The organism is Metapseudomonas otitidis (genome assembly GCF_900111835.1).
Classification (GTDB): Bacteria; Pseudomonadota; Gammaproteobacteria; order Pseudomonadales; family Pseudomonadaceae; genus Metapseudomonas; species Metapseudomonas otitidis.
Map to the genome: position 1 here is coordinate 140,821 of NZ_FOJP01000006.1, position 13,943 is coordinate 154,763.

The 13,943-nt window shown below is 67.9% G+C and carries 10 protein-coding genes; 7 read left to right on the top strand and 3 right to left on the bottom strand.

Features of this window, described 5'->3' with window-relative positions; translation table 11 throughout:
* Positions 1-42: 42 nt before the first annotated feature.
* Positions 43-1,947 carry a molecular chaperone HtpG gene (gene htpG, locus BM198_RS09290; protein ID WP_074969638.1) on the top strand — a complete coding sequence of 635 codons (1,905 nt, stop codon included), beginning with the start codon at positions 43-45 and terminating at the stop codon, positions 1,945-1,947.
* Positions 1,948-2,015: 68 nt separating this feature from the next.
* Here the strand turns inward: htpG and BM198_RS09295 are convergent, their stop codons facing one another.
* Together BM198_RS09295 and BM198_RS09300 are read right to left on the bottom strand one after the other, a co-directional pair.
* A complete protein-coding gene (locus BM198_RS09295; RefSeq protein ID WP_074969422.1) occupies positions 2,016-2,603 on the bottom strand; it encodes a hypothetical protein in 588 nt (195 codons plus the stop codon).
* A complete protein-coding gene (locus BM198_RS09300) occupies positions 2,600-3,202 on the bottom strand; it encodes a YajG family lipoprotein (RefSeq protein ID WP_074969424.1) in 603 nt (200 codons plus the stop codon). The genes BM198_RS09295 and BM198_RS09300 overlap by 4 nt, the downstream gene beginning before the upstream one ends.
* 259 nt (positions 3,203-3,461) lie before the next feature.
* Between BM198_RS09300 and BM198_RS09305 the strand changes: the two genes are divergently transcribed.
* From BM198_RS09305 to BM198_RS09315, 3 genes are all read left to right on the top strand, one after another.
* A complete protein-coding gene (locus BM198_RS09305; RefSeq protein WP_074969426.1) occupies positions 3,462-4,187 on the top strand; it encodes a dienelactone hydrolase family protein in 726 nt (241 codons plus the stop codon).
* A gap of 145 nt (positions 4,188-4,332) precedes the next feature.
* Complete coding sequence (locus BM198_RS09310) at positions 4,333-8,031, top strand: PAS domain S-box protein (RefSeq protein WP_074969428.1); 3,699 nt, start codon at positions 4,333-4,335, stop codon at positions 8,029-8,031.
* The gene (locus tag BM198_RS09315) at positions 8,028-9,035 is read left to right on the top strand and encodes a response regulator (RefSeq protein ID WP_074969430.1); all 1,008 of its coding nucleotides are present in this window, start codon (positions 8,028-8,030) and stop codon (positions 9,033-9,035) included. Before BM198_RS09310 ends, BM198_RS09315 begins: the two co-directional genes overlap by 4 nt.
* A gap of 34 nt (positions 9,036-9,069) precedes the next feature.
* On the opposite strand, the gene panB is transcribed toward BM198_RS09315, so the two are convergent.
* Positions 9,070-9,900 (bottom strand): 3-methyl-2-oxobutanoate hydroxymethyltransferase, encoded by an 831-nt coding sequence (gene panB / locus BM198_RS09320; RefSeq protein ID WP_074969432.1) that lies wholly within the window; start codon positions 9,898-9,900, stop codon positions 9,070-9,072.
* 84 nt (positions 9,901-9,984) lie between these two features.
* Between panB and BM198_RS09325 the strand changes: the two genes are divergently transcribed.
* From BM198_RS09325 to BM198_RS09335, 3 genes are all read left to right on the top strand, one after another.
* A complete protein-coding gene (locus tag BM198_RS09325; protein ID WP_044407889.1) occupies positions 9,985-10,788 on the top strand; it encodes an AraC family transcriptional regulator in 804 nt (267 codons plus the stop codon).
* Positions 10,789-10,998: 210 nt separating this feature from the next.
* Complete coding sequence (locus BM198_RS09330; protein ID WP_074969434.1) at positions 10,999-12,453, top strand: APC family permease; 1,455 nt, start codon at positions 10,999-11,001, stop codon at positions 12,451-12,453.
* A gap of 68 nt (positions 12,454-12,521) precedes the next feature.
* Positions 12,522-13,943, top strand: a complete 1,422-nt coding sequence (locus BM198_RS09335; RefSeq protein WP_074969436.1) for an aldehyde dehydrogenase family protein — start codon at positions 12,522-12,524, stop codon at positions 13,941-13,943.

Below are 13,943 nucleotides of genomic sequence, written 5' to 3' on the forward strand. Positions count from 1 at the left end.
CGCCGCCCCTGCGGCTTCAACCGTCCTTGGAGCTAGATGACCATGAGTGTGGAAACTCAAAAAGAAACCCTGGGCTTCCAGACCGAGGTGAAGCAACTGCTTCACCTGATGATCCATTCCCTCTATTCGAACAAGGAAATCTTCCTCCGCGAGTTGATTTCCAACGCCTCCGACGCCGCCGACAAGCTGCGTTTCGAAGCCCTGGCCAAGCCCGAGCTGCTCGAAGGCGGTGCCGAGCTGAAGATCCGCGTGAGCTTCGACAAGGACGCCAAGACCGTCACCCTCGAAGACAACGGCATCGGCATGAGCCGCGATGAAGTCATCGCCCACCTCGGCACCATCGCCAAGTCCGGCACCGCCGACTTCCTGAAGAACCTGTCGGGCGACCAGAAGAAGGATTCGCACCTGATCGGCCAGTTCGGCGTGGGCTTCTACTCCGCCTTCATCGTCGCCGACAAGGTAGACGTGTTCACCCGTCGCGCCGGCCTCTCCGCCGCCGATGGCGTGCACTGGTCCTCCCGCGGCGAGGGCGAATTCGACATCGCCAACGTCGAGAAGGCCGAGCGCGGCACCCGCATCGTCCTGCACCTGAAGGCCGGCGAGGAAGAGTTCGCCGATGGCTGGCGCCTGCGCAACGTCATCAAGAAGTACTCCGACCACATTGCCCTGCCCATCGAACTGCCGAAGGAGCACCACGGCGAAGAGAAGGACAAACCGGCCGAGCCGGAGTGGGAAACCGTCAACCGTGCCAGCGCCCTGTGGACCCGTCCGCGCACCGAGGTGAAGGACGAGGAGTACCAGGAGTTCTACAAGCACATCGCCCATGACTTCGAGAACCCGCTGTCCTGGAGCCACAACAAGGTCGAAGGCAAGCTGGAATACACCTCGCTGCTCTATGTACCGGGCCGCGCACCGTTCGACCTGTACCACCGCGAAGCGCCGAAGGGCCTCAAGCTCTACGTCCAGCGCGTGTTCATCATGGACCAGGCCGAGCAGTTCCTGCCGCTGTACCTGCGCTTCATCAAGGGCGTGGTGGACTCCAACGACCTGTCCCTGAACGTCTCCCGCGAGATCCTCCAGAACGGCCCGGTGATCGACTCCATGAAGTCGGCACTGACCAAGCGCGTGCTGGACATGCTGGAGAAACTGGCCAAGAACGAACCCGAGCAATACAAGGGCTTCTGGAAGAACTTCGGCCAGGTCCTCAAGGAAGGCCCGGCGGAAGACTTCGCCAACAAGGAGAAGATCGCCGGCCTGCTGCGCTTCGCCTCCACCCACGACGAGAGCGGCGAGCAGAGCGTCGGCCTGGTCGACTACCTCGGCCGCCTGAAGGACGGCCAGGACAAGGTCTACTACCTCACCGGCGAATCCTACGCCCAGGTGAAGAACAGCCCGCACCTGGAAGTCTTCCGCAAGAAAGGCATCGAAGTGCTGCTGCTCACCGACCGCATCGACGAGTGGCTGATGAGCTACCTCACCGAGTTCGACGGCAAGCAGTTCGTCGACGTCGCCCGTGGCGACCTGGACCTCGGCAAGCTGGACTCGGAAGAGGACAAGAAGGCCCAGGAAGAAGTCGCCAAGGCCAAGGAAGGGCTGGTGGAGCGCCTGAAGGGCGCACTGGGCGAGCAGGTGGCCGAGGTGCGTGTCTCCCACCGCCTGACCGACTCCCCGGCGATCCTCGCCATCGGCGAACAGGACCTGGGCCTGCAGATGCGCCAGATCCTCGAAGCCAGCGGGCAGAAGGTGCCGGACTCCAAGCCCATCTTCGAGTTCAACCCCAGCCACCCGCTGATCGAGAAGCTGGACAACGAGCAGGATGAAGAGCGCTTCGGCGAACTGTCCCACATCCTCTTCGACCAGGCCGCCCTGGCCGCCGGCGACAGCCTGAAGGACCCGGCCGCCTACGTGCGCCGCCTGAACAAGCTGCTGGTGGAACTCTCCGCCTGAGTCGAACGGTCGTAACCGCTGCCATGAAAAAGCCCGCGTCAGCGGGCTTTTTCATGGGGCATTGGCGATCAGAAAATGCCTTTCTTGCTGGCCTCCAGGATGGTGGCCTTGTTGTTGTCGTAGTGAACCTGGTTGATTTTGGTGAAGGGGTTGGCCACGAAGGCGCCCGGAAGCAGGAGGATCTGGATCCAGGTGCGGACGCCATCCTCCTTGGTCAGCGTGGCCAGCACCTGCCCGTTGCGATCGCGGTAGATGGTTTCGGTGATCACGCGGTCTTCACCGGTTGCCGGAATGACGGCGAACGTCAAGCCGCTGATCACGGCCAGCGCCATGCTCCCGTGGCCATCGTTGGTCACCTTGACCTCCGCCGTGATGTCGGCATCGCCAAAGCCTTCGTTGACCGACGAGAACAGGTTCGACTCCTGGTAGGCCTTGCCAACGATGTCGGACCACGACTTGACCACGGCCGGTGCAGCCGTGCTGTCCGCATCGTTCATCTTCATCCGGCCTTCCACGACATAACGCAGCGAAGGCTTCTGTTCCTTGGCTGCCGGCCAGGCGCCCAGGTCAGCGGTTTCGCCGGAGCGGACGCCCGCGCAACCGGTGAGCAGGGCCAGGCCCAGGAAGAGGGCGGAGATTCGCAGGAGACGGGTCATTTCGTGTGTTTCCCAAGGTCGGATTGATACTGGTTGAGCAGGTCGTCGAGCGCACTGCGGCGCTCCGGGCTGCCGTCGACGGTGCCCATCGAGTAGAGCGAGACGCTGTGTTCGGCGTGCTGGCGGGTCTGGTAGCTGTAGAGCAGCTTGCCTTGCGCATCGCTGACCTGGAGGCGGCCGCTGACGTTGGACTCGTCGATGTGGGTCGTGCCGCCGAACCAGATGTAGCCGGTCAGGGTCACGATGGCGAAGGGGAAGTAGCCGCCATAGGGCCGACGGTGGACGTTGTAGGTGTCGAAGCTGAACGAGAGCACCTGGTCATCGGCCGCGACGGCCTGGCCGGGCATGCGCACATTGCTGAACCGATTGCTCGCCTTGAGGTAGTTGCCCAGGCTGAGGGTCATGCCGGTGGACTGGGTCTTTCCGGCATTCCAGTTGACGAAGGTCTTGTCGGTGACCTCCACGCTGGCCAGGGCGACGCTTTGCTGGCTGGTGGTGGCGGTCTTGTCGGGAGTTGGGAAATCCGTGCCCTGGGGCACGGTAGCGCACCCCGTCAGCATGGACAGGGCGAGAAGGACAGCGGCGAAAGGCCCCTTCATGTCACGCTCCTTGTGAGGGAAATGGTCGAGTGTTCTTGGCGCCGGAAAAACGGCGGCGGAATGATGCCGATATGATGGCGCGCTCGCAATGGGGCGCGGTGAATCCGTGCAGCGAAACGCGAAACCCTGCACGAATGGCCGGCGGAGCCTGTCCAAACGGTCGCATGCGCTCGGTGCGCGGTGGCGCTAAGCTCCACTGCCGGCCGATGAGGCCCGCCGAGTGGCTGCCCAATCCCATCCGTCCCGAGAGAGGTGATCCATGACCCAGATCCGTGCCCATGCCATCCGTTACGAACTCGACGGGCAGGCCTTCGAAGGCCAACTGGTCTACGACCCCAGCGTGCAGGACCCGCGCCCCGGGCTGGTGATGGCGCCCAACTGGTTCGGCATCACCGAGACCGCCGTGGAAACGGCACGCCAGGTGGCCGAGGAGCGGCGTGTGGTGCTGGTGGCGGACCTCTATGGCGCCGAGGTGCGGCCGAAGGATGCCGAGGCGGCGGCTACCGCCATGCAGCCGCTGAAGGAGGATCGCGCCTTGCTGCGCCGCCGCATGCAGGCTGCGCTGCAGGCCCTGCTGGAGCAACACGCGGTGGCCATCGATCCCCAGCGTCTTGCGGCCTTCGGCTTCTGCTTCGGCGGCACCTGCGCGCTGGAGCTGGGCCGTGCCGGGGCCGAGCTCAAGGCTTTCGTCTCCTTCCATGGTGCGCTGGACACCCCCGACCCCGCCGACGCCCGCCACATCAAGGGCGCCGTGCTGGTGCTGGACGGCGCCTCCGACCCGCTGGTACCGCGCACGCAACTGCCGGCCTTCGCCGAGGAAATGAGCGCTGCCGGGGTCGACTGGCAACTGCTCAGCTACGGCGGAGCGGTGCATTCCTTCACCGATCCCGAGGCGAATCGCCCCGGCGTCGCGCAGTACCACCCCAAGGTGGCGCGACGGGCCTTCGCCGCCATGGACGCGTTGCTGGACGAAGTCTTCCTGTAGCGGCCAGCCGGCGCTTGGCAAGGGGGCGAGATGATGGCATTTTGCCGGAGCCCCGCCCCCTGATTTCCGCCCATCGGCATTTGACCGGATGGGCAAGAGGGCATTGACTCCAGACACGCCAGTCGCTGCCCTCGAGACCCACCCGATGTTCGAGTTCTCCCGGTTCTTCTTCGACAACGACCAGCCCACGCTGCTGGTCTTCGGCAGTCACAATCCCTGGCTGGTGCTGCTGTCGGTCTGCATCGCCATCTTCACCTCCGCCATGGCCCTGCAACTGGCCGGCATGGCCCGTCTCAGCCGCGTCCCGCTGTACCGCCAACTGGCCATCGGCACCGGTGCCGTGGCCCTGGGTGGCGGCGTCTGGGCCATGCACTTCATCGGCATGCTGGCCTTCCAGCTGTGCGCCGCCGTGCGCTACGACCCCGGCCTGACCGTGCTCTCCATGCTGCCCAGCCTGTTCGCCTCCTGGATCGCGCTCAACCTGCTGTCGCGCCGCCGGGTGTCGCCGGTGCAGTTCGTCATGGGTGGCGTGCTGGTGGGGGCGGGGATCGGTGCCATGCACTACAGCGGCATGGCGGCCATGCAACTGGCGCCGCTGCTGCGCTACGACCCGCTGATGTTCGGGCTGTCGATCCTGGTCGCCGTGGTGCTGGCGATCATTGCCCTTTGGGTGCGTTTCGGCCTGCGGGGACGCGTCAGCGGGGTGCGCGCCATCCTGCTCAGCGGCACGGTGATGGGGCTGGCCATCAGCGGCATGCACTACACCGGCATGGCGGCGGCGCGTTTCACCGGCATTGAGGAGTTCAGCATGCCGCAGCCGGTGGTGGGCGCGGCCTACCTGGCGATGGCGGTGGCCATGGCCACCGTGGCCCTGAGCCTGCTGGTGGCGGCGGTCAACGGCCTGTTGCGCTACCGCGAGCTGTTCCGCGAACTGGAGGCCGGCCGCGACCACCTCAACTCGCTGCTGGATGCCGCCTTCGAGGTGATCTTCACCATCGACCACCAGGGCGTCATCCGCTCCGTCAACAATGCCGTCTCCGGCCTGTATGGCTGGCAACCCGAGGAGCTGATCGGCCGTCACATGAGCCTGCTGATGCCCGAGCGGCATTCCCGGCAGTTCACCGAGGCGCTGGAGCAATACCGGCTGACCGGGATGTCCCGTCTTTCCGGCAGCGAGCTGGAGGTGTCGGGCATCGGCCGCGATGGGCGGGAGATTCCCGTGCGGGTCAGCCTGGGCGTGACCCAGCGCGACGGCAACCCCTGGTTCGTGGTGTTCGTCGCCGACATCAGCGAGCGCAAGGCCATGGAGCAGGCCCTGCGTGACAGCGAGCAGCAGTACCGCTCGCTGATCCGCAACATCCCCGGCGTGTCCTTCCGCTGCCTGATGGACGAGCGCTGCAGCACCCGCTTCGTCAGCGACGCGGTGCGCCGCGTCACCGGCTGGCCGGCGGAGTCCTTCATGAGTGGCGAGCGCTCGCTGATCGAGCTGTGCCACCCGGATGACCGCGAGCGGGTGCTGGACGAGGTCAACGACGCCGCCCGCCTGGGGCGCAGCTACGTGGTGGAGTACCGCCTGTTCGACCGCGATGGCCACGAGCACTGGGTGTGGGAGAGCGGCAGCGTCGACGTCGATGCCCAGGGTGTGCCGCGCTGGGTGGACGGCGTGATGCTGGACCAGACCGAGACCAAGCTGCGCAACGCCGAATACGAGGGCAAGGTGACCGCCATCAGCAAGGCCATGGCGCTGATCGAGTTCGACCTCACCGGCCACGTGCTGGAGGTGAACGAGAACTTCCTCGACCTGTTCGGCTACACCCGCGAGGAACTCATCGGCCAGCACCACCGCATCTTCTGCGACGCCGACCTGGTGGCCAGCGAGCGCTACCGCCTGTTCTGGGAAGACCTGCGCGAGGGCCATTTCCGCTCCGGGGAGTACCGCCGGCTCGGCAAGGACGGGCGCGATGTTTGGATCCAGGCCACCTACAACCCGATCCTCGATGCCGACGGTCGCCCCTTCAAGATCCTCAAGCTGGCCACCGACCTGACCCCACGTCGGATGATGGAGCAGGACCTGCGCAACGCCCGCGACCGCGCCGAGCAGGCCGCCGCTGCCCGCAGCAGCTTCCTGGCCAACATGAGCCACGAGATCCGCACGCCGATGAACGCCATCATCGGCTTCACCGAACTGCTGCTGGACACGCCCCTGGGCGAAACCCAGCGCCGCCACCTGCGCACCGTGCAGCATTCCTCGCGCTCCCTGCTGGGCTTGCTCAACGACATCCTCGACACCGCCAAGCTCGACCGGGGCGCCATCGAGCTGGAGGACATCGATTTCTCCCTGCGCGAACTCTGCGAACAGGTCTGCGACTCACAGCGCCTGGGCGCCGAGCGCAAGGGGCTGAGCCTGGAGCTGAACTACGCCGAGCACCTGGGCGACTACTTCCGCGGCGACCCGTTGCGCCTGCAGCAGGTGGTCACCAATTTGCTGGGCAACGCCGTCAAGTTCACCGAGCGAGGCCGCGTGCGCCTGGTGGTGGACGGCGCCCCCGGCGCCCTGCGCCTGGCCATCCACGACACCGGCATCGGCATCGCCGCCGACCGCCTGGAGAAGATCTTCGACCCCTTCGCCCAGGCCGACGCCTCCATGAGCCGGCGTTTTGGCGGCACTGGGCTGGGCACCACCATCTCCCGCCAACTGGTGGAACTGATGGGCGGGCGCATCCGTGTCGAGAGCCGGGAAGGCGAGGGCAGCGTGTTCACCGTCGAGGTGCCGCTGGCCGCCGGTGAGCGCGCCCATGTCAATGCACTGCGCCAGAGCGCACCCACCTTGCCACCGCTGCGCATCCTGGCAGCGGACGACGTGGCGCAGAACCTGGAGCTGCTCACCCTTAACCTCGAACGCCTGGGGCACCGCGTGCACGGCGTGGAAGACGGCGCAGCCGCGGTCGCCGCCTTTGGCGAGCAGGCCTTCGACCTGGTCCTGATGGACGTGCAGATGCCCGGCATGGACGGCCTGGAAGCCAGCTGTGCGATCCGCCAGCGCGAGCAGGCCGAAGGCCGGCGCCCGGTGCCGATCATCGCCCTGACCGCCAGCGTGCTCGACCGCGACCGGCAGAACGCGCTGGACGCCGGCATGAACGGCTTTGCCGGCAAGCCCCTGGACATGGCCGAGCTGCTGCACGAGATGGCCCGGCTGCTGGGCGTGGAGCCGGGCCGTGATACCGACCCGGCAGCGGCCCAGGCACCGGCGGACCCGGATGCGCTGTTCGACTGGGTCCGGGGCCAGCAGCTGTGGGGCGGCGCCGTGCAGATGGCCGCCGCCATCGTGCGCTTCCTCGACGAGCAGGAGCGGCTTCTCGGCCACCTGCGCGAGGCTGTCCGGCAGGGCGACTTCAGCGACGTGGTGGCCAACGCCCACCGCCTGCGCGGCGCCGCCGCCAACCTCGGGCTGGACGAGATGGCCGCCTGCGCCGCCGAGCTGGAGCATGCCGGCAGTGGCGGCCAGCCGCAGGCCCTGGAGGCGCTGCTGCAACAACTGGCGGCTATCATGACCAGGGTCCGCGCCGCGGTCCCGGTGTTCCCGGCGGAGGCCAAGGTGGCGTCCGCGCCGGTCCCGCGGGAGGCCCTGCTGGAGGCCAGCCGCCGTCTGGCCGCCGAGCTGGCCCGCGGCGGGCTGGACGACGAGGCCCTCGCCCTGTTGCGCCAGGGGCTGGAGGGGCAGGCCGCCCAGGCACGCCTGCACGCGCTGCAACATGCCATTGACGATTTCGACTTCGACCAGGCCCTCCAGCAGCTCACCGAGCTGCAGGCCTGGCTGGAGACAGGAGAGCTATCCCCATCATGAGCCCGACTTCGCCGGACCCGCGCCAGTGCCTGCTGCTGGTGGACGACGAACCCACCAACCTGCAGGTGCTGCGCCACATCCTCCAGGACGACTACCGCCTGCTGTTCGCCAAGGACGGGCCCAAGGCCCTGGAACTGGCCGGCCGCGAGCGGCCCGCCCTGGTCCTGCTGGACGTGATGATGCCGGGCATGACCGGCCATGAGGTGTGCCAGCAGCTCAAGAACGACCCGGCCACCCGCGAGATCCCGGTGATCTTCGTCACCGCCCTGGCCGATACCGAGGATGAGGCCAAGGGCTTCGAGGTCGGCGCCGTCGACTACATCACCAAGCCGGTCAGCCCGGCCATCGTCAAGGCGCGGGTGCGCACCCACCTGTCCCTGGTGCGCATGGACGAACTCAAGCGCACCCGCCTGGAGATCGTCCAGCGGCTCGGCCTCGCCGCCGAATACAAGGACAACGAGACCGGCCTGCACGTCATCCGCATGAGCCATTACTCGCGCATCCTCGCCCGCGCCCTGGGCTGGAGCGAGGCCGACTGCGACGACCTGCTCAACGCCGCACCGATGCACGACGTGGGCAAGATCGGCATCCCCGATGCCGTGCTGCGCAAGCCAGGCAAGCTGGATGCGGACGAGTGGGCGGTGATGCGCCAGCACGTCAGCATCGGCGCCAAGATCATCGGCGAGCACCCCTCCGGATTGCTGCGCATGGCCCAGCGCATCGCCCTGACCCACCACGAGAAGTGGGACGGCAGTGGCTACCCCAACGGCCTGGCGGGTGAAGACATCCCCATCGAGGGCCGCATCGTCGCCATTGCCGACGTGTTCGACGCCCTCACCAGCGAGCGTCCCTACAAGCAGGCCTGGCCGGTGGAGGAGGCGGTGGCCTTCCTCCGCGAGCAGAGCGGTCAGCACTTCGACCCGGACCTGGTGGAGCTGTTCATCCAGCAACTGCCCGCCGTGCTGGAGGTCAAGGCGCGCTGGGCCGAAGGGCGCACGGCGTAGCCTCGCCCCAGGGTGGGCCGGGCGGCGCTCCGCTTCAGCCCACCGCCGTCTTCACGCCAAAACAATGCCCCAGCTCGGGGAAGCGCCCCTGGCGCACGTCCTCGGCATAGGCCGCCAGGGCCTGCTCGATGCTCGGCGCCAGCGCCGCATAACGCTTGACGAAGCGTGGCTGGTAGTCGCCGAACAGGCCCAGCGCATCCTCGGTCACCAGCACCTGGCCGTCGCAGGCCGGTGACGCGCCGATGCCGATGGTGGGGATCACCAGTTCCTCGCTCAGGTGCCGGGCCAGCGGCTCGGCGATGCCCTCCAGCACCACCGCGAAGGCCCCGGCTGCCTGCATCGCCAGGGCATCGCGGCGCACCCGTTCGGCGCCGGCTGCCTCCAGCCCTTGGGCCTTGAAGCCGCCCAGCACGTTCACCTGCTGCGGCATCAGCCCCACGTGGGCCAGCACCGGTACGCCGCGCGCCACCAGGAAGGCCACGGTTTCGGCCAGCGCCTCGCCGGCCTCCAGCTTCACCGCGGCCGCCCCGGTTTCCCGCAGCACCCGCGCCGCAGCGTGGAAAGCCTGCTCCGGGCTGGCCTGGTAGCTGCCGAAGGGCAGGTCGACCGCCACGCAGGCCCGTTCCGAGCCGCGCATCACCGCCTGGCCGTGGGCGATCATCATCTCCAGGCTCACCCCCAGCGTGCTGGGCAGGCCGTAGAGCACCATGCCCAGCGAGTCGCCGACGATGATCAGGTCCGCCTGGGCGTCCACCCAGCGCGCCATCGGCGTGCTGTAGGCGGTCAGCGACACGATGCTGCCGGGGCCCTTGCGCCGGGCGAGTTCGGGGACGCTGATGCGGGAAACGCGGGTGTGGCTGCTCATGACGGACTCCGGGGGAGGGCAATGGAAACGCGAGGCAGGCTACCATCGGCCTTTCGCTTCCCACTTGAGCAGAAGAGACAGCCCATGCCGCACCGGGGACAAGATGCCGTGATCCCGCCGATCCCCACCTGCGCGCGCCTGCCGCGCCCGGTGTACCCGCGCATGTTCGACATTCCGGGAGGCCACCCCATCGCCCTGCACAGCCACCCCTGGGTGCAGTTCACCTACGCCCGCTCCGGGCTCATGCAGGTGCTGACCGAAGACCACAGCTACCTGGTGCCGCCACAGTGCGCCCTGTGGGTCCCGCCGGGCCTGGCCCACACCGCCTCCAGCGAGGGCACCCTGGAATTCCGTAGCCTCTACCTGGACGCCAGCATCCTCGATGGCTTCCAGCGGCCCTGTGCCGTGCTGCAGGTCACCCCGTTGCTGCGGGAGCTGATGGAGCGCGCCGCCAACTTCACCCCGGACTACCCCGAGGACGGCGTCGAAGCGCGCCTGCTGCGGGTGCTGGTGGACGAGATCCGCGCCTTGCCCGAGGCGCCCTTCAAGCTGCCGCTGCCCACCGACCCGCGCCTCAGGCGCATCACCGACAGCCTGCGCGCCGACCCCGGCGATGGGCGTGGCATCGAGGCCTGGGCCCAGGAGGTGGGCGCCACCCGCCGCACCCTCGCACGGCTGTTCCAGGCCCAGACGCGACTCTCCTTCAGCGAATGGCGGCAACGCCTGCGCCTGCTCGCCGCGCTGCCACGCCTGGCCGAAGGCGTCAGCGTCACCGCGCTGGCGGGCGAGCTCGGCTACGACTCCACCTCTGCCTTCATCGCCCTGTTCCAGCGCCACTACGGCTGCACCCCGGGTGCCTGGGCCAAGCGCCTGGGCGGGGCCGCCTGACCGATGCGGGAGGCCGCCCAACCGGCGCGCCTTCCCCTGCCTGACCTGACCGTCGCCCGGGGGCGAGGGTGACCGATGCTGCCGATTTGGGTTAACGCGCCCGGGGGGATCTCCCTAGGATCGAACCTGCCTGTGATTGCACAACAACAAGCTCCATCCGGTTCCCGGGCGAACCTCACATCGGCTGCCTCATACAACAAGGTCAAGAAAATGAGCGTATCTATGTCGGTCAACGGCTCCTCATCCAACGAGCTGAGGCGCGGCGCACTGGGCGTCGGCTTCATCATCTTCTTCGTGGTCTCCGCCGCCAGCCCGCTGAGCGTCATCGCCGGCGGCTTCCCCATCGGCATCATGCTGGGCAACGGCCCGGGCACGCCGGCGCTGCTGGTCCTGGCGCTGCTGGTGCTGCTGGCGTTCTCGGTCGGCTACACCACCATGTCCCGCCATGTGACCAACGCCGGCGGCTTCTACGCCTTCTCCTCCCGGGGGCTTGGCGGGCTGGCGGGTGGTGCCGCCGGCGTCCTCGCCATGTGCGCCTACAACATCCTCCAGGTGGGGCTCTACGGCATGTTCGGCGGCGTCGCGGCCGGCACCCTGTCCAACGTCTTCGGGCTGGACCTGCCCTGGTGGGCGTACTCGCTGCTGGCCATGCTGAGCATCGCAATCCTCGGCTACCGCAACATCGACCTCTCGGCACGGCTGCTGTCGGTCATCGTCATCGCCGAGTACCTGGCGATCCTCACTCTCGACGTGGCGATCCTGCGCAGCGGCGGCGACAGCGGCATCAACTTCGCCTCCTTCGAGCCGTCCCACGTCCTCAGCGGCGCGCCCGCCATCGGCCTGCTGTTCTGCTTCGCCGCCTTCATCGGCTTCGAGGCCACCACCATCTACGGCGAGGAGGCCAAGGACCCGCAGCGCACCATCCCCATCGCCACCTACGCCTCGGTCCTGCTGATCGGCTGCTTCTATGCGCTGTCCATCTGGTCCCTGGTGATCGGCGTCGGGGTCGACAAGATCGTCCCGACCCTGCTGGCCCTGCCGGACCCGACCACCTTCATCTACGGCATGTCCGACCACTTCGTCGGGCCGGGCCTGACCTCGCTGATCCGCGTGCTGTTCATGGTCAGCATCTATGCCGGCCTGCTGGCCTTCCACAACGCCGCCGCCCGCTACTTCTACGCCATCGGCCGCGACGGCCTGCTGCCGCGCCAGCTCGGCACCACCCACCGGCTGCACCAGAGCCCGCACATGGGGTCGGCCCTGCAGAGCCTGATCGCGGCGGTGGTGGTGCTGGCCTTCGCCGCCCTGGGGGCCGACCCGATCCTGCAGCTGTTCGCCTGGTTCTCCAGCCTCGCCACCCTCTGCCTGGTGCTGCTGATGGCACTGACCTCGGCGGCGGTGCTGGTGTACTTCAGCCGCCACCCCGAGCTGCGCCTGGGCATCCTGCGCAGCCGCATCCTCCCGGGTTTCTCCTGCATCGCCCTGCTGGGTGTGCTGGGCATCGCGGTGCTGCACTTCGACGTGCTCACCGGCTCCAGCAAGCTCCTGTCCTACGGGCTGTGCGCGGTGATCCCGGTGGCGCTGCTGCTCGGCGTCGCCATGGCGGCGCGGCTGCGCAAGCTCTCCCCCGAGCGCTTCCACGCCCTGGGCAGCCACAAGCTGTAGCGGCGCCTTTCCCAACGCAAACCCTGTAGCCGCCGGCCCAAGCGGTGGCACGTGAATGGAAGACGGTCATGCACGACTATCGAATGCTCATCGACGGCGCCTGGGTAGCAGGCGAAAACGGTCACTTCGAGGTGATCAACCCCGCCAGCGGACGTGCCTTCGCGCAGTGTCCCGCCGGCTCCCTGGAGCAGGTCGACCAGGCCGTACACGCGGCCCAGGTGGCCTTCCGCCAATGGCGGCTTAGCAGCCACGCCACCCGCTGCACGGCCCTGCAGCGCATTGCCGACGACATCGAGGCCGAAGCCGAGGCCCTGGCCACCCTGGTGGTGCAGGAGCAGGGCAAGCCCTTCGCCCTGGCGATGTCGGAGATCATGGGCGGCGCCGCCTGGACCCGCTACAGCGCCGAAAGCGAGATCCCCGTGCGGCTGGTGGAGGACACCCCGACCCAGCGCATCGAACTGCACCACAAGCCGCTGGGCGTGGTGGCCTCCATCACCCCCTGGAACTGGCCGTTCATGATCGCCGTGTGGCACATCATGCCCGCCCTGCGCGCCGGCAACTGCGTGGTCAGCAAACCCTCCAGCCTCACGCCCCTGAGCACCCTCAAGCTGGTGGAAATCATCGCCCGCCACGTGCCCCGGGGCGTGATCAACATCGTCACCGGCGAGCGCGGCTTCGGCGGCGCCATCGCCAGCCACCCGGGCATCCGCAAGATCGTCTTCACCGGCTCCACCGCCACCGGCCAGAGCGTGATGCGTGCCGCCGCCGGCAACCTCAAGCGGCTGACCCTGGAACTGGGCGGCAACGATGCCGGCATCGTCCTGCCCGGCACGCCAGTGGAGCAGGTGGCCGAGGCCATCTTCCAGGCCGCCTTCCTCAACATGGGGCAGACCTGCGCCGCGCTGAAGCGCCTCTACATCCATGAGTCCCAGTACCAGGCGTTCTCCCAGGCCCTGGTCGAACTGGCCGGGCGCCAGGTGATCGGCGACGGCCTGGAAGCCGACGTCACCTTCGGCCCGGTTCAGAACGCCGAGCAGCTGGCGCTGGTGGAGAACCTGGTGGCCGATGCCCAGGCCCGGGGCGGCCGCGTGCTGTGTGGCGGCGCACGGCTGGACCGGGAGGGCTTCTTCTACCCGCCGACCCTGGTTGCCGACGTCACCGACGGCCAGCGCCTGGTGGACGAGGAGCAGTTCGGCCCCGTGCTGCCGCTGATCGCCTACCGCGATGTCGAGGACGTCCTGGCCCGCGCCAACGCCAGCGACATGGGCCTGGGCGGCTCCGTCTGGGGCGCCGATGCCGGCGAGGCCCAGGCACTCGCCCAGCGCCTGGAAAGCGGCGTGGCCTGGGTCAACTGCCACGCCCAGATCCAGCCCAACACCCCCTTCGGCGGCTGCAAGCTTTCCGGCTTCGGCGTCGAGTTCGGATTGGAGGGCCTGCTGGAGTTCACCACCCAGCAGTTGCTCTACGTACGCAAGCAACAAGGCCAGTGA